We start from the raw sequence: 21849 nt of genomic DNA, 5'->3' as shown, positions 1-21849 counted from the left end.
ATATAGACAAAAGGAAAGGAGAAACTTTAATGGACTGTATGAAAGAATTAATGAAGTATAGTTACATGTTAATTTATAAAGTAGGAGAGTATACTGAAAAAATCCGGGATGAAGAATTAAAGGATATAATACAGCACCATTTACCGTATATGTTACAAGCATATAATGAACAAGTGAATTTTCAAGAAGGAGAGAATGTACAGCATATAACATGTGAACCAATTTCGTTTCATTTGTCTGAAATGGAAACGGAAAAGGAAATAGATAATACATATACAGGAGATATCCAAATTGCAATCTGTTATATTTCACATTTGAAACGATTAGCATTGAAGTTTGCTCAAGTTGCAGTGGAAGTTGCAAATCCAGAATTTCGTTCGTTTTTGGAAAACTGTTTCCTGAAAATGAATCGTTACGCTTATAGTGTGTGGCAATATGTTGTGAAGAAGGAATATAAAATTACACATGTATATGAAAACGAGAAATTTGCATAAAAAACTAAGGCGGAATAGTTGTCGCCCTAGTTTTTTACTTTCATGCAGAGAAAAGGGCTAAATGTAATTATTATTAGAAAATTTACAAACATTTACCGTATATTTACTATTTTTCAATCTTTCCTTTAAAAATAGAGAGTAATATGGGATTGTACATATTCTATCAAAGGGAGGAAACGCAAATGAACAAATGGGTTAAATCATTAACTGCTATGGCACTTGCAAGTTCTTTATTAATGGTAGGTTGTAGTAAAGGTGAGGACAAGAAGAAAGAAGAAGACACAACAACACAACAGGATGAGAAAAAGGATAAAGAAACAAGTGGAACAGAGAAGTCTACTGATTCTAAAGAAAAGAAATAAAGTAATAATAAAGTAATAATAAAGCTTCCTCTTATATATGAGGAAGCTTTTTTGTTGTATATTGATTGAGAGTATTGAAAAAATAGAGAAAGAATGAGAGAGGAGTAAACAAATGAAAGTATGTGTATTGGGAGCGACAGGTAGAGTAGGTTCGGAAATAATAAAATTAGCATTAAAGGATTCATCCGAAGTGACGGCATTCGTTCGTGATTTAAATAGAATGGAAATAGAACATGACAGGTTACATGTTATAGAAGGAAATATATTAAACGAAAACGATATAAAGAAAGCGATAGAAGGATGTGATATCGTAATTAGCGCTCTTGGAACGGATGGAAATGGGACATTAGCAAAGAGTATGCCAAATATTATAAAGTATATGGAAAAAGAAGGCGTTAAGAAAATTATTACGATAGGAACAGCTGGTATTTTACAAGCGAGAACAAATCCAAATGTATATCGTTTCCAATCATCGGAATCAAAAAGGAAAACGACAGCAGCAGCAGAGGATCATTTAGCTGCATATAAGGCGCTTCATAATAGTGATTTATGTTGGACCATTGTTTGTCCGACGCATTTAATAGACGGTGAGATAACGGGGGTATATCGCACTGAACAACATATATTGCCAGAAGATGGAGCGAAAATTACAGTTGGTGATACAGCACATTTTACATGGGGTTTATGCAATGAAAATATATATGAAAATAGTCGAGTTGGTATTTCATATTAAAAACCATCCCAAAAGCGGGATGGTTAAAAGATGATATAACATACGAAAATGATAATCATAATGATTTGGAGAATAGCTTTCGCTACAGTACTGCTTAAAAAACCAACTACAGTAGCAACTCCTACTAGAAAGGCGTCTTTTGGCGTCTTTTTATGCATGAGCTCTGTGAAAAATACCGATAAGAACGGTATAATTATTAAACCAAAAGGTGGGAAGAAGAACGATCCAACAATGATAGAAATCATACCGACACGTTCGCCCCATTTTGAACTTCCATATTTTTTTAGGAAATATCCATTAGCAATAAAATCAGCGACGAAAATGAATAGGGTGAAAATGGCTTGAATGACCCAAAAAGTAATTGTTAGTTCCCCGCCATTTATACCAAAATGATAAAGCAAATATCCAGCCCATACAGCTAAGATACCTGGGATAATAGGGTAAATAAAGGCGAGAAATGAAATGATGAAACAGGCAATGATACAGATTGTTAAGAAAACAGTCACTTTATAACTCCTTTTTAATATCTAATTTATGTACAGCAATTTTTTTGATTTGATGTCCATCAAGTTCTAATGCTTTAAATTGAAACCCAGCATATTCAATAGAATAACCAGCTTCAATATTTAAGTCAATCGCTTGAGAGAGGAGCCAGCCTCCAATTGTATCTAAATCGCTATCATCAATATGTAGGCCAAACATATCATTTACTTCAGAAATGAGTACTTTTCCATCTAAAACAGTAAGCTTCGGGGTACGCTTTTCAATCATAGGTGATTCATCCGCGTCAAATTCATCTTGAATTTCTCCAATAATTTCTTCAAGAATATCTTCCATTGTTAAAAGCCCAGCAGTACCACCATATTCATCCATAATGATTGCCATCTGAACGCGATTCTTTTGAAGATGTACTAATGTTTTACGGATTGGAACAGTTTCAAATACAGTTAGTACGGGATGTATATAAGATTCAAGTGGTTTATAAATACCTTTCGTTTGATCATGAAATATTTCTTTCGTATTTATCATCCCGATGATGTCATCTTTATCTTTTTCAATTATAGGATAGCGTGTATATTTTTCAGTTGCGACGATATCCATATTTTCTTCTAAAGTATTTTCGGTAGATAAGCAAACCATTTCAGTACGAGGGACCATGATTTCTTTTGCAACCCGGTCATCAAATTCAAAAATATTATTTACATATTTATATTCGGTTTGGTTTATTTCTCCGCTTTTAAAACTCTCACCTAAAATGAGTCGTAATTCCTCTTCTGAATGAGCAAGTTCATTTTCTTTCGCTGGCTCTAAACCGAGTAGTTTTGTGAAAAATATAGCTGCACTATTGAGTAGCCAAATGAACGGATACATAATTTTATCAAATAAAATAAGTGGTTTGGCAAATTTGAGTGTGATTGCTTCTGCTTTTTGAATTGCGAAAGACTTTGGAACTAATTCACCTAATACAACGTGGAAAAATGTAATAACGCTAAAAGCAATAATAAAAGATAACGTGTTAGCCATTGTTCCAGTCATGTTGATTTTTTCAAAAAGCGGTCGTAGTATATGTTCCACAGTCGGTTCACCAAGCCAACCAAGCCCTAAAGAAGTAATCGTAATCCCGAGCTGACAAGCAGATAAATAAACATCTAAATTAGATAGGACACTTCTTGCAGCTAAAGCTTGTTTATTACCTTCATTTGCAAGTTGGTCAATTCGGCTTTTTCGTACTTTTACAACAGCGAATTCTGATGCAACGAAAAAGCCCGAAATAAGAATAAGTACAAAGATGAGAAAAATATTTAATATGTCCAAGTGTGTTCTCTATTCCAAAGTTTGAAATAAAGATGTCACCTCCTGCAATTATGTTATACTTTTATAATAAATCCAAATGAAAAGAATAGTCAAAGGAAAAGGGTAAATATTGGCATGTTTATAGTGTAGTTTTAGAGTTTGTTGTTATTTTGTCCTCGATACAAAAGGAATAACCCTCTACTTTCAGAATATAGAGGGCTATGTAACTTTACGGTTTTGGGATACTTCGTGTTATAGTGTATGTTTGTTGTTTAGAGTAGTTTGTTGTCCAAAGTGCTTGGAGAAAAGATAAGACGCTGTATGGGATATACAATAGTAGTAAACCGATTGTGACAATTACAGGTGCAGTACCACCAAATTGAACGATAAATTGTAATAATCCGATCGCGTGAAAAGTACATTCCATAATTAAAAAGGAAAAAATAATAGAACTTAAAATAGATTTATGATTCGAAGTAAGTGCTAAAAATAATGTATCAACAAGGAAAGCAGAATTTTTCATTTCATATTCACTTGTGTTATACAGGAAAGGGAGCCATTTCTTTATTGCTTGCATAACGATAATCATAGAGGTACTACATACGATGATCAAAGATGAGAAATAAGAAAACTTTATAAAGTTTGCAATATAGAGAAGAAGTAGTAAGATAGAACATTGTAAAAATACAGTGCAAAAAGAGTACGGTATCCAGTGTAGGAAAGTAGTGATCTTTTTAATTGAATTTGGTGCTTTTAAAAATAGATGACCGATTCCTAAACTTATAAAGAAGCCAATTGCAAGAGTGAAAGTGAAACGAACAATTGATAAAAAATATATTTCCCATATGTAAGGGAATAGTGGTGTTGAATGAGTAGAAGTATGTATCATCTGATTTGCTGAGAAAAAAATAGATTCATGCATCCAATCAATTTTTGGAATTGATATAGAAGAAAGTTGATCGAAGTTTTGGAAAATACTTATTAAGCCATTTTGATAAGAATAATTATGTGTAATAAAAAGAGCTGGGATAGGACTTATGACAAAAATAACAATGACACCAATTATAAATTTGCATATATGCGAGCGTAACAAAGACATATAACCACCTACTCTTTGAATATTCAGAAAATTCTTATTCTTATTTTAGCGTTTTTCTAATAAAGTTACAATATCTTTTTCATTAAGTCATTCAGAGAGAGGCTTTCCTAGTGAAGATATGCAAGTGAAGGATTCATGAATAAATTATGACAAGAAAATGAATAATTTTCAGAAAAATAAAATAAATTATTTATTTTTTTCTGAATATATAATATAGTTATGGCACAGAAAGTATTTTAACATAAGGAGGCTTTTTATGAGGATTAAAGGGAATTACGTGCCGAAAAGGGAAGTTTTACTGTGCTCAAGTTCGATTACGATAGGGGAAGCATTGGAGCATTTAAATAAAACAGGGTATCGTTGTGTACCAGTTTTAGATGAAAAAAAAGAGAAATTTTTAGGGAATATATATAAAGTAGATATTTTAGAATATAAAGGATCACTTGACGAAAGTGTAATACAATTATTGAACGATAAAGAAGGATTTGTGAGAGAAGATTCATCTTTCTTTAAAGTATTTTTTACAATAAAAAAATTACCTTATTTATCAGTAGTTGACGAAAAAGGAATTTTCCTTGGAATTTTAACGCATAAAAAAGTTTTTGAGTTATTAGAAGATGCATGGGGCGTTCATTCTAGTAAATATTCTGTCATGATTGGAACGCAAGACTATAATGGAGCGATCCAAAAGTTATCGACAGTTTTGAAGAAATACACTGGTATTCAAAGTTTAATGACTTTTGATAATGATGCTCTATTAGTTCGTAGAATTATGTTTACATTAGGAGAAGAGTTTGAAGATGGTGAATTAGAAACACTTCAAAAAGATTTAGAAGATCATGGATTTAGAGTTGTGTATGTAGAAGAGATGAATAATCCACGTGAAGTAGAAACGATAGAGTAACATGCAAAAGCCATCTAACATATGTTAGATGGCTTTTGGAATTATTTTAAAATAATAATCTAGAATGAGTCTAGTGCTCGAATAACATTTGTGTGAGAGAATATAAAATGTAGATAATTTTGATTTTCAAAAAAATCAATTTGAAAATATGTTTTTATTTTTCAACTAAATATGTTACTATATGTGTGATAAAAACAAAGAGGTCTGACGACTATACTCCACGTAATAACACTCTAATGATTTAAATATTCAAAAAAATCAAAAATCAAAAATCAAAAATCAAAAACAAAAAATAATGACGAGATTAATAATTAGAGTAATAATAAGGGGAATGGAGAAATTATGGAGAAAGACACTGCTTTGTAAGGGGCATATTTTATCATCTTGAGCAGAGAGGAGGATGCATAGCATATTGTGAAAATAAAGATAAACAATGAAAAAGTGCTATGCAAATGAAGAGTATGAAGGGACGATTGAGGCCAGGTGATACGGTAGCAATTGGTTTAATGCTATTTGCATTATTTTTAGGAGCAGGAAATTTAATTTTCCCGCCAGTTTTAGGTCAACAAGCAGGAGAGAATGTTTGGATTGCTACGATAGGATTCCTTGTAACGGGAGTCGGATTACCCCTATTAGCTGTAACAGCTGTCGCGTTTGTAGAGGGGGACTTGAAAGCGCTATCTTCTAGAGTTCACCCTATATTTGCATTTATTTTCCCATTGGTTAGTTATTTAGCAATTGGACCATTTTTCGCAATCCCGCGTACGGGAGCCGTTTCGTTTGAAATGGGTATGAAGCCGTTTTTATCAGATGCAATGGTTTCAGAGTGGTACATGCTATTTCTTTTCACTATATTTTTCTTCGGAATAACGTGGTATTTATCATTAAATCCATCTAAATTAGTCGATTGGTTTGGAAAATTTCTTACACCATTATTAGTATTAATTGTTGCTGTTATTGTCGGGAAAGCAATTATTGATCCAATTGGAGAACCGGCTGCACCTTTAGCTGCTTATAAAGAGAATGCTTTCTTTGGTGGATTTATTCAAGGATATTTAACGATGGATGCGATTAGTGCACTTGTGTTTGGGATTGTTGTAGTACAAGTTATTCGCTCAAAAGGGATAAAAGAGAGCGGACAAATCGCAAAAATAACAGTTGTATCAGGGATTATTGCTGTATTAGGCTTAACGTTAATATATTTATCACTTGCATATCTCGGATCTACAAGTACATCACTTGGTGTGTCGGAGAACGGTGGTCTTATTTTGACGAATGTTGTAAATGAGTTATATGGAACAAGTGGCAAAATTTTATTAGGACTTGTAATTATACTCGCTTGTTTAACAACTTCTGTTGGATTAACATCTGCGTGTGCTGGCTTCTTCACAAACTTATTCCCAAGACTTTCGCATAAAACGATTGTAACTATGGTATGTGTATTTAGTTTAATTGTATCTAACCTAGGGTTAACACAATTAATCACAGTAACATTACCAGTGTTAATGATCATTTATCCAGTTGCAATTGTATTAATCGTTCTTTCATATTTCCATAAATGGATAGGGAAGCGTAATACAATTTACATTGGGGCGATTTTAGGTGCGTTGTTAATTAGTTTCTTTAACGGTTTAGAAAGTGCGAATATTAAAATTGATGCGATTTCTAATGTACTTCAAATGTTACCATTATATAAAGAAGGAATAGGATGGTTAATCCCATCATGTATTGGCGGAATTCTTGGTTTCTTCTTCTATAAATCAAATGAATCAAGTGAATTACAAAAGAAAGGTGCTTAGGCGCCTTTCTTTTTTTAAAGGGGATTTTTGTATTTTGTCTAAGTAATAAATGGGAGGAATGATAAAATGGCTAATTTTGAAGATTTTTTAACTTTTGATGTAAGAATTGGAACAGTAACACAGGCAGAGGAATTTAAAGAAGCGAGAGTACCAGCGATTAAACTAGAAATTGATTTTGGGGAGCTTGGGGTCAAGCAGTCAAGTGCTCAAATTACGAAGAGATATAATCCAGAAGACTTAATTGGTCAGCAAATTGTTGCTGTTGTAAATTTTCCGCCAAAGCGTGTAGCTGGATTTAAATCGGAAGTGCTTGTGTTAGGGGGAGTTCCTGAAGCTGGTGATGTTGTGTTGCTTCAGCCTAATATGGAACTGCCAAATGGAACGAAAATTAGTTAGTGTGAAGGTAGGGGACAATATGGATATCGGACGAGAATATTTACAATGTGTCATTTCTAATTTCAAAACAACAAAGCAGCAAGGAGAACGGGCACTTTCTCAATTATCATACGAACAAATACAATGGTCTTCTCATGAAGAAACAAATAGCATAGTGATTATAATGAAACATTTGCACGGTAATATGCGTTCCAGATGGACGGATTTTTTAACATCTGATGGTGAAAAAGTTAATCGTGACCGAGATGGTGAATTTGAAGGAGGCTATTCTTCAAAGGAAGAAGCCCTTGCAGCGTGGCAAGAAGGATGGGAATACGTTTTTAATACGATGAATACTATAATGCCGGAAGATCTATTGAAGACGGTATACATTCGTGGTGAAGCACATACGGTCCTGCAAGCAATTGAAAGGCAAATTTCTCATTATGCTTTGCATATTGGACAGATTATTTACATCGGTAAAATGTTAAAAGAAAATGAGTGGGAATGTTTAAGTATTCCGAGAGGACAGTCCACTCGTTATGTAGAGAAAAAACGTTCAACATAATAATATGAAAGAAATCGATATAAAATAGGAAGCAAAAAAATAAGCCAAATGATAGACGGCTCCGTAAGCATAAGAATGCTACCAACAATAAGGCCGTATATAATTAGAAAGAAACAAAAAAGTGTATTCATAGGGATAAAACGTGGGATGAAAAGTTGTTGCTGCTTAAAACAACTGTTGTGAAATAAATAAAAATGGAAGTTCCGTGTAGTGGTAATAAGGTCTTTCTTTCGTGTAATTCTTTTTCTACATGTATGACAAATGAACGGTGGCTGCATTTCGTTACGCTCCATTTTTTATTTTCATAATAATGTGAGACAAAAGTAGGTACAAAGTGTATGTTCCTATATACGCTCCTGCAATAAGGAAAAATGGATTCAGTAAAATTCCATGAATGCTCGTCATGAAAACTAAATTTTGTATTAAAACATCGTATATATTAATGGAAATAATTGTACCGAGTACATACAGTGCTAAGTACGCAGAAATATGTAACACAATAGAGACTTTTGGATGTTTAGCGGACAAATAAAAAATGAATGATAGAGCGATTGGTAATATTCCTATTAATAGCTTCAATTCATTTCACCTCATTAACAATATAGCCGGAATTTAAACGGTCTATTCTCTAGAGCTTGTACATAACTTGAAATAGAGAGGGTGATAGTATGAATCGAGGCTTTTTTTATGTGAAGTTTACAAGTGTACGCAGGTTAGTTTTATTTATTATTACTACGGTACTAGCGACTTTTTTTCTTATTAGTATGATGGTAACCTCTATGAAAGAGACAAAGTCAACGTATTTATATAATTGGTTAAATGAGTTATCGATGAATGGCTACATGTATGTTCTTGGAAAAGAAAATCATTATTTTACACAAGAGTATCGAAATTTGAATCAAGATTTTTCAATCTCTTCGTTTCTCTTTTCTATGGCTACGAATATTCGTTTTAACGATGTACGTAGTTTTGTCGGAAAAGAGCTTCCTGGCTTTGGTAAGTACGATACAGAAATCGTTATCGCAGGTGAGGGAACAAATTATTCTAACTTACCGATAGAGTCGAGTGTTCCTCTTGAAGAAGTAGTGAAAGAACGGACTGGAGAAGGTGGACAAGCGCCAAAGCCTGATACGAATAAAGAGAAAAAACAACCAGCTCAAACAACTGGAAAAAGACAAGTTGCATTTATATACCATTCGCATAGCTGGGAATCTTATTTGCCGTTACTGAACTTAACGAATGATCCAAACCCGAATAAAGCGACAAGTTCTGTAACGAATATTTCCATAGTCGGCGACCGATTTCGTGAACAATTAGAAAGCGAAGGAATCGGATCTACTAACGATAAGACTGACGTTGGTCAAAGGTTAATTAGTAAAGGGTTAAATAGTAATAGTTCTTACAAAATGTCACGGGAAATTGTACAAGAAGCGATGGCTGGTAATAAAGAATTACAATACTTCTTCGATTTACACCGTGATAGTGCACGGAAAAATGTAACAACAAAAACAATTGGAGATAAATCATATGCTAAGCTTGCTTTTGTAATTGGGAAAGGTAACAAAAACTATGAAAAAAACTTACAATTAGCAACTGCGTTACACGAGACGATTAGTAAGAAATATCCGGGAATGAGCCGTGGTGTAATTCAAAAAGGATTCCAAACAGGGAATGGAGTTTACAATCAAGACCTATCAGGACAAGCGATATTAATTGAAGTTGGCGGGGTAGATAATACAGAGGAAGAACTAAATCGATCAATTGATGCACTTGCTAAGGCATTTGGTGAATATTTTTGGCAAGCGGAAAAAGTGAATGGATAAAGTGAAATTTGAATGAGTGGTGGGCATTGCCAATGGTTATCAGCCTACATCAATTAGGGGAAAACGTAAGTGTAAAGCTTACGTTTTTTGTTTGTCATGAAACGAGGATGATAAGATGTCACATTATAGACATAATTTATAATTGCTATAGTAATATCGAAATTTGTCTATTTATAATAGGGGAATTAGAAAGGGATTTTCGCAATAATGGAGAAAATCTTTTTACAAGGAAAATTTTTCACAATGAAATAGGTAGGGTGATTTAAGTGATTAGGGAGATCAAAGTAGAAGATGCAGCCTCATTTTTGCAATTAAGTAAGCAATTAGATGAAGAAACGAAATTTATGTTATACGAGCCAGGAGAAAGAAAAACTACAGTTGAGCAACAAGAGCAAATGATTCATCGATTTATACAGAATGAAAAAGCAACAATATTTGTAGCGATTGAAGAAGAGAAAATAGTAGGATTTATTTTAGTGAATGGAAATAACATACAAAGAAAGAGACATGTTGCAGCCATTGTAATTGGTATATTGCAAGAGTGTAGTGGGCGTGGTATTGGAACGAGCTTGTTTAAAGAGGTTGAGAAGTGGGCAAGATTACATGATGTATGGCGTTTAGAATTAACGGTAATGGCCCACAATACAAGAGCTCAGGCACTATATAGAAAAGTAGGCTTTGAGAAAGAGGGTGTCAAAAAAGCTGCTCTTATTATCGATGGACAAAACATTGATGAGTATGAAATGGCCAAATTATTAAAATAAGAGGTCGTTATATGAAAAAAAGATGGACACTACTTGGTATCGTAGCGGCGATACTCATTGTTGGAGTAGCAGGAATCAATTATAAAATGTATAAGGATAAGCAGGCACAGGAAGTGAATGTAAATAACATATTTCCGAAAGCGAAAGAAACGATTGCGAATATGGATGGGGATATTGCGGTAATTAGTAATCCAAATTCGACGCTTGTACTTGTGAATAAAAGTAGGCGTTTACCAGATGGGTATAGACCGCCAGATTTAGTTATTCCGAAAGTACGTTACTCTAGTGAAGGTGATCAAGAAAAGAAAAAAATGAGGAAAGAGGCAGCTAGTGCGCTTGAGGACATGTTTCAACAAGCTGATAAAGAGCGTATTTTCCTTTTTGCAGTCTCTGGATTTAGATCTTTTGATCGACAAAAGGCATTAAATACGATGTATAAAAAACAAGATGGAGAAGCGAAAACTGCGATGTCTAGCGCGATTCCTGGTACGAGTGAACATCAAACTGGACTAGCTATGGATATTACATCGCAATCTGCTAAATTTCAGTTAGAGACAGTTTTTGGGGAGACGAAAGAGGGGCAGTGGCTTTCTGAAAATGCCCATAAATTTGGTTTTGTGATTCGATATACAAAAGAAAAAGAATCAATTACGGGCTATCGGTTTGAACCATGGCACGTAAGGTATGTGGGAAATCCACAAGCTACATATTTATATGAAAATCAACTGACGCTTGAAGAAGTAACAGAGTGAACAATTGAGGGGAGAGAAATATAATGACGATGTTATATAAGAAAAAAGTACATGCATATATTACAAGAGAAAAAGAAGGGATGAAGCAATTACTTGTTTTTAAACATCGTGATATACCTGAAGCTGGTATCCAAGTGCCAGGGGGAACAGTTGATGAAGGAGAAACGTTAGAAGCAGCAGTTTTACGTGAAGTACAAGAAGAATCTGGATTACGTCATTTATGTATAGAGCGTTTCCTAGCAGATTACATCATACACGTGAAGGAAAAACAGGAATATCAAAAACGCCACTTTTTCCACGTAACGTTACTAACGAATGTAAAAGATACTTGGGAACATATAGTAAGTGCCGGTGAGGAAGATGAAGGTTTAGTATTTTGCTACGAATGGATTGATATTGCAAAATGCCCTGAATTAGCAGGAAAACAGGGAGAGTTTTTACATTTGTTAGATGTGGTATATGCACAGTAATAAAAAGAGTTTGAAGCGAAGGATGAATCGTTTCAGGCTCTTTTTATTTTTCGGGAAATTAAAGGTGTATTAAAAAGTAAGTTGAAACTTTTTAAAGGGATATTAATTTGGAATAGGATGAGGTGAAAAAATGAAAAAGTAAGAAGTATTCGTAAAAACTAAAAGGGATATAAAGGAGAATATAAATGGAAATTCAGTTTAATCCAGTATTAAAAAAAGAATTAACAATTCATGATATACAGACCGCAATGGAAGAAGGGACGTTATCTTCCAAAGAATTAGTTATATATTATCTTTATAGAATTGCACAATATGATCAAGGTGGACCGAAAATTAATTCTATTTTAGAAATAAACCCGGATGCTATTTTTATTGCAGAAGCGTTAGATTATGAAAGGAAGATAAAAGGTGTAAGGGGACCATTGCATGGTATACCTGTTTTGCTAAAGGACAATATTGAAACGAATGATTCCATGCATACAAGTGCAGGTACGATTGCCCTAGAACAAAATATAAGTAGCGAAGATGCATTTCTCGTTACAAAACTGCGAGAGGCAGGAGCGGTGATAATAGGTAAAACGAATATGACAGAGTTAGCAAATGCAATGTCTTTTGAAATGTGGGCTGGATATAGTGCAAGAGGTGGTCAAACAATCAATCCATATGGAACGGGCACGGATGATATGTTTGTTGGTGGCTCTAGTACAGGGGCCGCAATAGCAGTTGCCGCTAATTTTACAGTATTATCTGTTGGGACAGAAACGGATGCCTCTATTTTGAGTCCAGCTGTTCAAAGCTCTGTAGTAGGCATTAAACCGACTGTCGGTCTAATTAGTCGTAGAGGAATTATTCCGTTCACTTATTCACAAGATACAGCGGGACCATTTGCTAGAACAGTAACAGATGCCGCTATTTTACTAGGGAGTTTAACTGGAGTGGATGAGAAAGATGTAGCTACTCATAAAAGTGAAGGTATGGCATATGAAGATTATACATCTTATCTTGATGTTAATGGTTTAAAGGGAGCGAAGATTGGTGTTTATAGTAATGCTCCAAAAGATTATTACGAAAATGGTGAGTATGATGAAAATTTGTTTGAGGACACGATCCAAGTATTACGTAGTGAGGGAGCGACAGTAGTAGAAAATATTGATATTCCTTCCTTTCATAGAGAATGGAGCTGGGGAGTTCCGCTTTATGAGCTGAAGCATAGTTTAGATAACTATCTTTCAAAATTACCTTCTACTATTCCCGTACATTCTATTTCAGAATTAATGGCGTTTAATAAAAACATAGCAGAAAGAGCTTTAAAATATGGACAAACTAAGTTGGAGGGAAGAAAAGATTATCCTAATACATTAAGAAATCCAGAATATTTACATGCAAGATTAGAAGATATATACTTTTCGCAAAAACAAGGTATTGATTTTGCATTGGAAAAATATAATCTTGATGCGATACTATTTCCGTCTTATATAGGCTCTACTATATGTGCGAAAGCAGGTTATCCGTCTATAGCAATACCAGCAGGGTATATGGAAAACGGGAGACCTTTTGGAATTACGATTGCAAGTACTGCTTTTCGTGAAGGAATATTAATTAAACTAGCGTACGCTTTTGAACAAGCGACAAAGCATAGAGAAATTCCCAACTTGTCATGAATAGAATGTACAAAAGGACAGGAATTTCCTGTCCTTTTTGATTTATTGATTAAAGTGAAATATCTTTCTGCTCTGTCTTATGATATTTTAATAGGCTAAAAGATAAAAAGGCAGAACATAAAATAAGAAAAGAAGCAATCATATAAATCGTACGAACACCGAACATATCAGTAATAATGCCAACGCTAAGCATAGAAAGACCAGAAGCTGTTGAAAGAAGGGCGCCGTGTGCTGTATACATTTTCGATAATAGAGAAGGGGCGACACTAGATTGTAAAACCGTCGTTTGAGAAATATCTCTAATTTGATAACATGGTCCCATTAGAACACATAGGAAAAGCGCAATAAATCCACTGCTTGTTATACCATATAAAAATGTAAGAATACTAAATATAAGTGATCCTATCGCCATGGAGCGTATTAAATTTTTTTGAATATATGTACTTATTTTCCACGCTAATAGACCACCAATTAACGTGCCTACATAATAACTTGTGTTAATATAACCCCACCATTCTTCTCCTTTATGCAGAACAGTCGTTACATATGCCATCGTAATAGCGCCAATCCATATCGTCCCTGCGAAAGTTTCAATTAAGTCCATTAATGTAACTGTGCGCAAAGAAGGATGATGAAATAATAGTTTCCAGCCTTCAAATAAAGCTGTGTTTTTTGAAGAAGAAGGCTCTGTTACTCGTTCGGTATGGATGGAATGTAATGAAATATGCAATGCAATACATCCGAAAATCATTAAAATAATATTAATCATGAATGTAGAAGTAGCGCCAATGAGCAGAACGATAATACTTGTAAATGAATAAGCTGCCGCTTGTACAATTTGTGATGAAAAGGAAAAGATACTATTTACTTTTACTAATCTTTCTTTTGGTGTTAGGCGTGGAACAATACTGTACAGTAATGGAGCACTCCACCCACTACATAAAGAAATGAAAAAAATGAAAGTTAATAGAGTTACAATGTTTTTGGAAAGGACCGGAAATAATAGCGTTAATAAAATGAATAGGGCAGTTTTTGTCCATTGTAATATAAAAAGTACTGAATAAGATGAAAAACGATTCATTATAAGTGGTGCAGATATGTTTGCGATCAAATTTGTGATAACTTGTAATAATGGAAAAAGGGCAGTAATAGTAGCTGATTTAGTTGATATATAGATATGAGTTGTAATTATCATTATGTAAACGATGTCAGCAAGAGTAATACAGATTTTTGATCCTAAATAGTATGATATTGAATGATTCCACATTAAGGATATCACCTTCCAAAAAAATACAAATTCGAGTTAGAATTATTATAAACTGAAAAAAATAATTTTAAAAGAATTAAATTTTTTGTCATTTTTTGAAAGGAATTTTCATGTATAATGAAGAATATATTGATATAGTATTTTATTAATACTTATTGTAACAGCGAATATGTACGATAGCTTGCAGTAAACGCCCAAGTATGAGAAAGGGCGGATAAACCATTCTTTTCTTCATATACATATAGAAAATGAGAAAGAAAGTGAGGGTTGCATATGGCTGGTTGGGTGATTTGGTTTATTATAGCGGGTATTTTATTTATCGCGGAAATGTTGTCGATAACGTTTTATATGCTTTGGCTCGGAATTGGAGCTGTTGTCGGAGGTCTTATTGCTTTATTTGCTCCGGATGCACTATTGTTACAAGTTACTGTTGGTGCGATTGTAAGTTTAACATTGACATTCTTTACGAAAAGAATTTCAAAAAACTTTCGAGAAGCAAAAGGTTTTACGGATACAGTAGATATGCTTGTCGGTAAAAAAGGAATTGTTGTGCAAGCGATTACAAATGAAACGAACGGTATTGTGAAGGTGGATGGAGATACTTGGACAGCTATTGCAGATGTTCCGATTGACACTGGAGAAAAAGTCGTTGTTATAAAGAGGCATAGTACTATATTACAAGTAAAAAAGGAGAGTGAATAAATATGATAGCATTAACGTTAACGATTATATTCGCGCTAATTGTAGTTACATTTATCGCATTAACAATTAAAATTATTCCTCAGCAAAAAGTTGGGGTTGTTGAAAGATTTGGTAAGTTTCAGCGTATTATGCACCCAGGATTAAATATATTAATCCCAATTGTAGATCGCGTTCGTGTATATCACGACTTACGTATTCAACAAACGAATGTACCACCACAAAAGGTAATTACGAAAGATAACGTACAAGTAGAAATTGATACAATTATTTTCTATCAAATTGTCGAACCTGAACTTGCGACATATGGTATCTCAAACTATGAATATGGTGTTCGTAACATTACTTCTGCAACGATGCGTCAAATTATCGGTAAAATGGAACTTGATGAAACGTTATCTGGTCGTGAAAAAATTTCAACAGAAATTCGCTTAGCGCTTGATGAAGCAACAGAAAAATGGGGCGTTCGTATTGAGCGTGTTGAAGTAGTAGACATTAACCCGCCAAAAGATGTGCAAGCATCGATGGAAAAACAAATGAAAGCAGAACGTAATAAACGTGCGATTATTTTAGAAGCTGAAGCAGCAAAACAAGATAAAGTTCTTCGTGCGGAAGGGGAAAAACAAAGTAAAATCTTGATGGCTGAAGGGGATAAAGAAGCACGTATTCGAGAAGCTGAAGGTTTAAAAGAAGCGAAAGAATTAGAAGCGCAAGGGGAAGCAAGAGCAATTGAAGAAATCGCAAAAGCAGAACAAAACCGAATTGAATTACTTCGTGCAGCAGATTTAGATGAACGCGTACTTGCTTATAAATCATTTGAATCATTGATTGAGGTTGCAAAAGGACCAGCAAATAAAGTCTTTATTCCATCTAATGCAATTGAAACACTTGGTACTCTTGGGGCAATCGGAGAAATCTTTAAAGAAAAACAAGCGAAGAAATTGCCTTCAAATGATACAGGTAAAGAACAATAAGAGTGAGGAAGAGGAATGGGATGCCATTTCTCTTTTTTGTGCGTATATTACGAAAGGCTTGTACATATCCATGTATAAAGAAGGTGATACAGTGAAAAAGTATGCAACTCGTATACATGGGAAAAAACTAATCTCGTTACTTTTTTTATATGCGCTAATAGTAATAATTATCGCGTCAATTTTGACGTCGCTTTTACATACAATGAAATCAAGTTATGCGAATCAATGGTTTGGAAAAGTGTCTATGCAAGGTTTTGTTCAAATGATAGAAAGTGAGAATCACTATTATGGATTTGATTATTTTAAGCAGAATAAACGGGAGTCTGTTGGGAATTTAATGTTCTCTATTGCGACAGATTTGAAAATTAAAGATTTAAGAACATTTGTCGGTAAAGAAGTACCTGGTATGTCAAAGTATTACTCTAACATTATCGTAGCTGGGGAAGGGACAAACTTTACGAATATCCCGAATGAATCTAGTGTACCGATTGAAGAAGTAACGAAAGAGCGAGAGGTAGCAAAAGATAAAGTTACAGAAGCAGAAAAGAATAATCCGGTGCAGAAAAAGAACGGAACGAAAAAAGGTGAAAATGCAGTATACATTTACCATACACATAGTTGGGAATCCTTCTTTCCTTTATTACCAGGAGCTACCGATCCATCGAGTCCAGATGTAAATGTGTCCTTATTAGGAAAACGTATGAAGGAGCAACTTGAAGAGCAAGGAATTCCAGTAGTTCATGATAAAACGAATATGGGTGATTTACTGGCAAGTAAAAAATGGAAATGGTATCAATCGTATACAGCATCTCATGGATATGTAAAGGAAGCATTAGCACAAAATAATAAAATTGCGTTTCCAATTGATATACACCGTGATGATCAGCGCAAGAAAGTAACTACAAAAGTAATTAACGGGAAATCGTATGCAAGATTATATTTTATAATTGGGATGGAAAATGAAGGACGTACTGAAAACGAAAAAATTGCAAGAGCAATCAATAGTTATTTAGATGAAAACTATTACGGATTAAGTAGAGGGATTTTTCCGAAGTATAAAAAAGATGGAAACGGCGTTTATAACCAAGATTTATCTAAAAACGCGATGTTAATTGAAGTTGGTGGTGTGGATAATACGTTAGATGAATTATATAACACAATTGATGTATTAACGGAAGCACTTAGTAAGTATTATTGGAATGATGCGGAGAAGGTAAATGGGTGAGGGACGGGAGACCGTTCCTTTTTTATTATGAAAAGTTAAAAATATGATATAATGTAATTTTGTGAATATTAAATCGGGGAGTGGGGGAACGAATGCAAATACTATTAATACGACACGGAGAATCCGAAGCGGACATCCTGAATGTACATGAAGGAAGAGCTGATTTTGAATTAACAGAAAAGGGAAGACAGCAAGTACAAAGACTTGTACAGAAAGTGAAGGCTGACTTTCCACCAGATTTCATTTGGGCAAGTACATTAAAACGTGCCCGTGAAACTGGTGAAACATTAGCGGAAGCAATTGGTTGTCCAATTCAATTAGAAGAGGAATTAATGGAGTTTAATAATGGGGTGCAAGCCGGCTTATCTTTTGAAGAAGCGAAAAAATATCCTGAGCCAAAGTTTCTTCATGACCGTTTTGAAAATGGAGAATCATTTATTGAATTTAGAATGAGAATAGAAGGAATCTTTTCTAAAATCGTGACAGAGAATACATATGATCGGATAGCAATTGTTGCACACGGTGGTGTAATAAATAGTCTATTACGAGCATTTTTCCAAATGCCAATTTCAATGGATTATTACTTTAAAATAGGAGATACGGGAATAAGTTTAATTGAAATTGATGGTGAACAAAAAACGGTACATTTCATTAATGATACGAATCATTTGGACGGGATGTAAAAATTTATGTACAAAGTCGTATTTTTCGATGTTGACGGTACGCTTTTAAGTGAGATTGATAGAAGTATGCACGAAAGTACAAAAGAAGCGATAAGAAGGTTAATAGATAAAGGGATTCACGTAGTTGTTACAACAGGGAGACCATATAGTTTATGCTCACAATTTAAAGAACTAGGCATAGACACATTTATTTCTGCAAATGGTGGACATATAAAGTGTAAGGAAGAAGTTATTCATAAATCGATACTTTCAAGTGAAATTGTTCATGATATTTCAAATTTCGCTGAATTACATGGTCATAGTCTTTCTTACTTTACAGAAGAATTTTCTATGAATGGTATAGCCTCAAAAGATGAACGTGTAATACGAGCATTAAACGAAACTTTAAATTTAGAGCGGTATCCTGATAAAGTTAGAAACTTATCAGAAGAGATGTATTGTATATGTCTGTATGCTGATGAAATGGAAGCTCAAAAATTTTTTGAAAGATATCCAATGCTTACGTTTGAACGTTTTCATGGTTATGTTATGAATGTGCTGGAAGATAATAAAGTATCGAAGCTAACTGCAATCCAAAAGGTATTGGAACATTTAAATATTTGTAAGTCAGAAGCAATGGCATTCGGAGATGGTGGAAATGATATTGAAATGTTACAGTATGTAGGTTTAGGAATTGCGATGGGGAATGGTGGAGAAGAGTTAAAAACAAAAGCTGATTTCGTTACAAAGAAATCAAGTGAAGGTGGCATTTCGTTTGCTTTAAAAGAGTTTAGGATCATTTGAAAAAATAATTAGTCAGTGAAAAAAATCCTGTTTTCATAATAGAATTTTTTTCTAACAATACTCTTGCAATAAAAGGAAGGAAATGAGTATAATATAAAAGTAGTTAGGTAAGCTAATTAAATAGAGGGAAGGAGGGTGAAAATGAATGGATTCAAAAAAAGGTGCTCTTCCTTTAGGGATTAATCCATATGCAGAGTTAATAAAAAAGACAGCATCAGAGGAAACAGATCCAATCGCAGCAAAACTTGGTTTGTTAATGTTATGGACGTCTGATAATGTTCTTGATGCTGTTGACGTAGATTTAGCTCCGCTTGGTATTTCGGAAAGCAAATTAGATTTTTTATTGTTATTTATTTTGCGTGAAATGGAATCGAATGGAGAAGAAGTGAACATGAGTCCGTCGGATATAGCGAGTCGATTAGGGATTACACGTGCTTCTGTCACCGGCTTATTAGATTGGATGGAGAAACGAGAGTTAATCGTAAGGTTCCATCATTCTGAAGATCGAAGAAGATTAAAGGTGAAAATTACTCCGAAAGGAAAAGAACTAGTTACACATTCTTTACCGACTTTTTGGTCATCTTGCGCTTCGTTAGTTAATGACTTTAATCAAGAAGAGCGTCAAGTGTTAGAGAAGCTATTAAATAAAATGCAAGTAATTATGCAGATGAAATTAGGGGAAGGTAGGTAAATAAGTTGATTGTGAGAGTCAACTTTTTTAGTTAAACATATAATTAGCCTACCTTATTATATGTTTAACTAATTTAAAAGGGCGATAATGTATTTTTTAACGTAAACGAATTAAGTGAGTGTTGAAGGGATTTTATTTTGAGTCATTTACTTTATAAGTTTTCAATCGATGAGGAAAATCAATGTAAGGGGGAGATTTTATGATGGAAATATCAAAAGAAGTAAATAGTGGGAGGAATTATACAGTAATGACAGCGGTGTTATGTTGGGCAGGTATGGTAGTTATGTCCAGCCTATATGTGACGATTCCTTTAATCGCTCTATTTTCAGACATTTTTAAGGTTTCATTAGCGCAATCTGCGGCTACAGGCAGTATATTTTCGGTAGGTTTTGCTATAGGTTGTTTGTTATTTGGGGCAATCTCTGATAAATATGGGCGAAAAAAAGTGATTTTTATTGGATTGCTTGCACTGTCGATTGTTTCTTTTTTCTTAGGGTTTGTGGATAGCTTATTTTGGCTTATTATTCTTCGAGGGTTACAGGGAATAGCAGCAGCTACATTTTCTCCAGTGGCGTTAGCTTACGTTGTAGAAATGTTTCCAGTAGAGAAAAAAGTTACAACGATAGGGTTTGTTAGTACCGGTTTTTTAGTAGCTGGAATTGCAGGGCAGGTAATAAGTACTGCTGTTAGTCAGCATTTTGGATGGCATATGGTGTTCTTTCTTCTTAGCTTTGTCTATATCATTACTGCTGTATGGGTTCATTATTCTCTTCCGAAAGGGGAAACGTCTCAAGCTTATACGGATATTTTTGGGCCAATGAAACAGATGGGGAAAGTTTTTACACATAAAAGCTTAGTATGGAGCTATATGGTTGCGTTTGTTTTATTAATGGCTTTTGTTAATATGTATACTGTTTTAGGGAATTATTTGAGCTCTTCTACTTACAATTTAACAGCAGAACAAATTCTATATTTTCGCCTAGCAGGGTTATTTGGTATGTTACTATCACCACTTGCAGGTCGTTTAACACAGAGGTTCGAAGTAAAGAAAGTTCTTCAAGGAGGATTGTTAGTTGCTATTTTTAGTCTAAGTTCAATGGGATTTATTTCGACACTGCCGTTACTTGTAATGATGAGCGTCTGCTTCGTAATAGGTATTGCTATATCGGTTCCATCTTTAGTTTCTCTTGTCGGCCAATTAGGAGGGAGAGCAAGGGGAATAGCGGTTTCTATTTATACTTTCGTTTTATTTTTAGGAACTAGTATAGGACCTATTATTTCTATTTATCTTATGAAAATAGGGAACTATGCTCAGACGTTTATTTTATTAGGAGTCATACTCTTTATTGGCTTTGTTTCCACTCTTTTCATTCAAATAAAGGAATGCAAGGATCTTTAACATGCTCAACTAGTAAAATGTGAATTTGACTGCGATGATGATAAAAGTGAGCGACGATTTCAAGTAACCATTCGAATCGAGAATAAGCAATATCCCAATAAGCAGTCATAATTTCCGCTAATTCTTCATTGGAATAGGATAAAAAAGTTTTAGAAAGTAAATCGTACCCTTGTATCATCATTTGTTGCATTTGAGCAATTGTTTCGGGTGTTTGTTCTATATAAAAGGTATGTAACTCTTTTTCCGAAATACCATTTAAGATGAGTAAATCAGCATGGCAAATAAGGGAAAGATGTGTACACATTTCAAATAATGACCGCTTTGATTCAATCGGTGTTATTTTCAAATCACTTTCATTATATTGATTCAGTATTTGGATAGAAGTATCAACAGCAACTTTTAGTTGATGCAACGCAGATTGTACAAACATTGTAATTCTCCTCATCTCCATATATAATAAATTCTTAAGGGTATTATATCATACTTAAAATTCCGAAAATTCTAGTAGTTTGACTAGCATAGTGAAACGT

General features: G+C 34.1%; 26 protein-coding genes. 19 read left to right on the top strand and 7 right to left on the bottom strand.

Translation table 11 applies throughout. The annotated features are described in order from the left end of the window. Positions 1-29 precede the first annotated feature (29 nt). From JDS81_RS18650 to JDS81_RS18640, 3 genes are all read left to right on the top strand, one after another. Complete coding sequence (locus JDS81_RS18650) at positions 30-494, top strand: spore coat protein (protein ID WP_000340532.1); 465 nt, start codon at positions 30-32, stop codon at positions 492-494. Between the two features lie 182 nt (positions 495-676). Next, positions 677-856 carry a hypothetical protein gene (locus JDS81_RS18645; protein WP_001045965.1) on the top strand — a complete coding sequence of 60 codons (180 nt, stop codon included), beginning with the start codon at positions 677-679 and terminating at the stop codon, positions 854-856. Between the two features lie 112 nt (positions 857-968). After that, positions 969-1589: an NAD(P)-dependent oxidoreductase gene (locus tag JDS81_RS18640; protein ID WP_097954772.1), complete on the top strand. Its 621-nt coding sequence runs from the start codon at positions 969-971 to the stop codon at positions 1587-1589. 23 nt (positions 1590-1612) lie between these two features. Here JDS81_RS18640 and JDS81_RS18635 read toward each other — a convergent pair whose 3' ends face one another. The 3 genes from JDS81_RS18635 to JDS81_RS18625 all read right to left on the bottom strand — a co-directional run bounded on the left by JDS81_RS18635 (position 1613) and on the right by JDS81_RS18625 (position 4482). Then, positions 1613-2095 carry a DUF456 domain-containing protein gene (locus JDS81_RS18635; protein WP_000215664.1) on the bottom strand — a complete coding sequence of 161 codons (483 nt, stop codon included), beginning with the start codon at positions 2093-2095 and terminating at the stop codon, positions 1613-1615. A 1-nt stretch (position 2096) separates the two neighbouring features. After that, positions 2097-3404: a hemolysin family protein gene (locus tag JDS81_RS18630; RefSeq protein WP_097837306.1), complete on the bottom strand. Its 1308-nt coding sequence runs from the start codon at positions 3402-3404 to the stop codon at positions 2097-2099. Positions 3405-3612: 208 nt separating this feature from the next. Then, a complete protein-coding gene (locus tag JDS81_RS18625; RefSeq protein ID WP_097954771.1) occupies positions 3613-4482 on the bottom strand; it encodes a hypothetical protein in 870 nt (289 codons plus the stop codon). Positions 4483-4738: 256 nt separating this feature from the next. Here JDS81_RS18625 and cbpA point away from each other — a divergent pair, with 256 nt between their 5' ends. The 4 genes from cbpA to JDS81_RS18605 all read left to right on the top strand — a co-directional run bounded on the left by cbpA (position 4739) and on the right by JDS81_RS18605 (position 8128). Next, complete coding sequence (gene cbpA / locus JDS81_RS18620; protein ID WP_001220521.1) at positions 4739-5386, top strand: cyclic di-AMP binding protein CbpA; 648 nt, start codon at positions 4739-4741, stop codon at positions 5384-5386. Positions 5387-5847: 461 nt separating this feature from the next. Then, positions 5848-7185 carry a branched-chain amino acid transport system II carrier protein BrnQ4 gene (gene brnQ4, locus JDS81_RS18615; protein ID WP_395935011.1) on the top strand — a complete coding sequence of 446 codons (1338 nt, stop codon included), beginning with the start codon at positions 5848-5850 and terminating at the stop codon, positions 7183-7185. Positions 7186-7251: 66 nt separating this feature from the next. Next, a complete protein-coding gene (gene csaA, locus JDS81_RS18610) occupies positions 7252-7581 on the top strand; it encodes a chaperone CsaA (protein WP_001263027.1) in 330 nt (109 codons plus the stop codon). After that, positions 7562-8128: a DUF1572 domain-containing protein gene (locus tag JDS81_RS18605; RefSeq protein ID WP_141402735.1), complete on the top strand. Its 567-nt coding sequence runs from the start codon at positions 7562-7564 to the stop codon at positions 8126-8128. The genes csaA and JDS81_RS18605 overlap by 20 nt, the downstream gene beginning before the upstream one ends. Here JDS81_RS18605 and JDS81_RS30465 read toward each other — a convergent pair. Together JDS81_RS30465 and JDS81_RS18600 are read right to left on the bottom strand one after the other, a co-directional pair. After that, the gene (locus JDS81_RS30465) at positions 8101-8406 is read right to left on the bottom strand and encodes a permease (protein WP_142316346.1); all 306 of its coding nucleotides are present in this window, start codon (positions 8404-8406) and stop codon (positions 8101-8103) included. The two genes, JDS81_RS18605 and JDS81_RS30465, sit on opposite strands and share 28 nt — an antisense overlap. 4 nt (positions 8407-8410) lie before the next feature. Further along, positions 8411-8707: a hypothetical protein gene (locus tag JDS81_RS18600; RefSeq protein WP_097954769.1), complete on the bottom strand. Its 297-nt coding sequence runs from the start codon at positions 8705-8707 to the stop codon at positions 8411-8413. Positions 8708-8796: 89 nt separating this feature from the next. On the opposite strand from JDS81_RS18600, the gene spoIIP (JDS81_RS18595) reads away from it, so the two are divergent. From spoIIP (JDS81_RS18595) to JDS81_RS18575, 5 genes are all read left to right on the top strand, one after another. Beyond that, positions 8797-9951, top strand: a complete 1155-nt coding sequence (gene spoIIP, locus JDS81_RS18595; RefSeq protein WP_097837308.1) for a stage II sporulation protein SpoIIP — start codon at positions 8797-8799, stop codon at positions 9949-9951. A gap of 266 nt (positions 9952-10217) precedes the next feature. Next, a complete protein-coding gene (locus tag JDS81_RS18590; protein ID WP_000617590.1) occupies positions 10218-10715 on the top strand; it encodes a GNAT family N-acetyltransferase in 498 nt (165 codons plus the stop codon). 11 nt (positions 10716-10726) lie between these two features. After that, positions 10727-11467 (top strand): M15 family metallopeptidase, encoded by a 741-nt coding sequence (locus JDS81_RS18585; RefSeq protein ID WP_016091007.1) that lies wholly within the window; start codon positions 10727-10729, stop codon positions 11465-11467. Between the two features lie 23 nt (positions 11468-11490). Continuing rightward, positions 11491-11937: an NUDIX hydrolase gene (locus tag JDS81_RS18580; RefSeq protein ID WP_097854932.1), complete on the top strand. Its 447-nt coding sequence runs from the start codon at positions 11491-11493 to the stop codon at positions 11935-11937. A 185-nt stretch (positions 11938-12122) separates the two neighbouring features. Further along, complete coding sequence (locus JDS81_RS18575) at positions 12123-13598, top strand: amidase family protein (RefSeq protein WP_097954768.1); 1476 nt, start codon at positions 12123-12125, stop codon at positions 13596-13598. Positions 13599-13647: 49 nt separating this feature from the next. On the opposite strand, the gene JDS81_RS18570 is transcribed toward JDS81_RS18575, so the two are convergent. After that, complete coding sequence (locus JDS81_RS18570) at positions 13648-14865, bottom strand: MFS transporter (protein ID WP_097954767.1); 1218 nt, start codon at positions 14863-14865, stop codon at positions 13648-13650. 273 nt (positions 14866-15138) lie between these two features. On the opposite strand from JDS81_RS18570, the gene JDS81_RS18565 reads away from it, so the two are divergent. From JDS81_RS18565 to JDS81_RS18535, 7 genes are all read left to right on the top strand, one after another. After that, positions 15139-15567 carry an NfeD family protein gene (locus JDS81_RS18565; RefSeq protein ID WP_000929499.1) on the top strand — a complete coding sequence of 143 codons (429 nt, stop codon included), beginning with the start codon at positions 15139-15141 and terminating at the stop codon, positions 15565-15567. A 2-nt stretch (positions 15568-15569) separates the two neighbouring features. Beyond that, the gene (locus JDS81_RS18560; RefSeq protein WP_000561128.1) at positions 15570-16538 is read left to right on the top strand and encodes an SPFH domain-containing protein; all 969 of its coding nucleotides are present in this window, start codon (positions 15570-15572) and stop codon (positions 16536-16538) included. Continuing rightward, positions 16516-17763, top strand: coding sequence for a stage II sporulation protein P (spoIIP, locus tag JDS81_RS18555; protein WP_306472383.1), 1248 nt, complete (start codon positions 16516-16518; stop codon positions 17761-17763). Before JDS81_RS18560 ends, spoIIP (JDS81_RS18555) begins: the two co-directional genes overlap by 23 nt. A gap of 92 nt (positions 17764-17855) precedes the next feature. Continuing rightward, positions 17856-18446 carry a histidine phosphatase family protein gene (locus JDS81_RS18550; protein ID WP_097954766.1) on the top strand — a complete coding sequence of 197 codons (591 nt, stop codon included), beginning with the start codon at positions 17856-17858 and terminating at the stop codon, positions 18444-18446. 6 nt (positions 18447-18452) lie between these two features. Further along, complete coding sequence (locus JDS81_RS18545; protein ID WP_097954765.1) at positions 18453-19229, top strand: Cof-type HAD-IIB family hydrolase; 777 nt, start codon at positions 18453-18455, stop codon at positions 19227-19229. Between the two features lie 145 nt (positions 19230-19374). Then, on the top strand, positions 19375-19920 hold the full coding sequence (locus tag JDS81_RS18540) for a MarR family winged helix-turn-helix transcriptional regulator (RefSeq protein ID WP_097954764.1): 546 nt from the start codon (positions 19375-19377) through the stop codon (positions 19918-19920). 202 nt (positions 19921-20122) lie between these two features. Continuing rightward, positions 20123-21319 (top strand): MFS transporter, encoded by a 1197-nt coding sequence (locus JDS81_RS18535; protein WP_141499551.1) that lies wholly within the window; start codon positions 20123-20125, stop codon positions 21317-21319. On the opposite strand, the gene JDS81_RS18530 is transcribed toward JDS81_RS18535, so the two are convergent. Next, the gene (locus JDS81_RS18530) at positions 21288-21749 is read right to left on the bottom strand and encodes a DinB family protein (RefSeq protein ID WP_000498009.1); all 462 of its coding nucleotides are present in this window, start codon (positions 21747-21749) and stop codon (positions 21288-21290) included. The genes JDS81_RS18535 and JDS81_RS18530 overlap by 32 nt on opposite strands. Positions 21750-21849 lie beyond the last annotated feature (100 nt).

It is taken from the genome of Bacillus cereus group sp. N31 (assembly GCF_016483245.1).
GTDB classification, from domain to species: Bacteria; Bacillota; Bacilli; order Bacillales; family Bacillaceae_G; genus Bacillus_A; species Bacillus_A toyonensis.
The sequence above is the reverse complement of the archived record's forward strand: the minus strand, read 5'-3'. Positions and strand labels throughout refer to the sequence as shown.

Excerpts from the sequence above, each read along its gene's own strand:
- JDS81_RS18545 (WP_097954765.1), top strand. The coding sequence starts at position 18,453 with ATGTACAAAGTCGTATTTTTCGATGTTGACGGTACGCTTTTAAGTGAG.
- brnQ4 (WP_395935011.1), top strand. The coding sequence starts at position 5,848 with ATGAAGGGACGATTGAGGCCAGGTGATACGGTAGCAATTGGTTTAATG.
- JDS81_RS18650 (WP_000340532.1), top strand. The coding sequence starts at position 30 with ATGGACTGTATGAAAGAATTAATGAAGTATAGTTACATGTTAATTTAT.
- JDS81_RS18645 (WP_001045965.1), top strand. The coding sequence starts at position 677 with ATGAACAAATGGGTTAAATCATTAACTGCTATGGCACTTGCAAGTTCT.
- JDS81_RS18560 (WP_000561128.1), top strand. The coding sequence starts at position 15,570 with ATGATAGCATTAACGTTAACGATTATATTCGCGCTAATTGTAGTTACA.
- spoIIP (WP_097837308.1), top strand. The coding sequence starts at position 8,797 with ATGAATCGAGGCTTTTTTTATGTGAAGTTTACAAGTGTACGCAGGTTA.
- JDS81_RS18585 (WP_016091007.1), top strand. The coding sequence starts at position 10,727 with ATGAAAAAAAGATGGACACTACTTGGTATCGTAGCGGCGATACTCATT.
- JDS81_RS18565 (WP_000929499.1), top strand. The coding sequence starts at position 15,139 with ATGGCTGGTTGGGTGATTTGGTTTATTATAGCGGGTATTTTATTTATC.
- JDS81_RS18575 (WP_097954768.1), top strand. The coding sequence starts at position 12,123 with ATGGAAATTCAGTTTAATCCAGTATTAAAAAAAGAATTAACAATTCAT.
- spoIIP (WP_306472383.1), top strand. The coding sequence starts at position 16,516 with ATGATACAGGTAAAGAACAATAAGAGTGAGGAAGAGGAATGGGATGCC.
- JDS81_RS18625 (WP_097954771.1), bottom strand. The coding sequence starts at position 4,482 with ATGTCTTTGTTACGCTCGCATATATGCAAATTTATAATTGGTGTCATT.
- csaA (WP_001263027.1), top strand. The coding sequence starts at position 7,252 with ATGGCTAATTTTGAAGATTTTTTAACTTTTGATGTAAGAATTGGAACA.
- JDS81_RS30465 (WP_142316346.1), bottom strand. The coding sequence starts at position 8,406 with ATGCAGCCACCGTTCATTTGTCATACATGTAGAAAAAGAATTACACGA.
- JDS81_RS18550 (WP_097954766.1), top strand. The coding sequence starts at position 17,856 with ATGCAAATACTATTAATACGACACGGAGAATCCGAAGCGGACATCCTG.
- JDS81_RS18530 (WP_000498009.1), bottom strand. The coding sequence starts at position 21,749 with ATGTTTGTACAATCTGCGTTGCATCAACTAAAAGTTGCTGTTGATACT.
- JDS81_RS18640 (WP_097954772.1), top strand. The coding sequence starts at position 969 with ATGAAAGTATGTGTATTGGGAGCGACAGGTAGAGTAGGTTCGGAAATA.
- JDS81_RS18540 (WP_097954764.1), top strand. The coding sequence starts at position 19,375 with ATGGATTCAAAAAAAGGTGCTCTTCCTTTAGGGATTAATCCATATGCA.
- cbpA (WP_001220521.1), top strand. The coding sequence starts at position 4,739 with ATGAGGATTAAAGGGAATTACGTGCCGAAAAGGGAAGTTTTACTGTGC.
- JDS81_RS18605 (WP_141402735.1), top strand. The coding sequence starts at position 7,562 with ATGGAACGAAAATTAGTTAGTGTGAAGGTAGGGGACAATATGGATATC.
- JDS81_RS18580 (WP_097854932.1), top strand. The coding sequence starts at position 11,491 with ATGACGATGTTATATAAGAAAAAAGTACATGCATATATTACAAGAGAA.
- JDS81_RS18535 (WP_141499551.1), top strand. The coding sequence starts at position 20,123 with ATGGAAATATCAAAAGAAGTAAATAGTGGGAGGAATTATACAGTAATG.
- JDS81_RS18570 (WP_097954767.1), bottom strand. The coding sequence starts at position 14,865 with ATGTGGAATCATTCAATATCATACTATTTAGGATCAAAAATCTGTATT.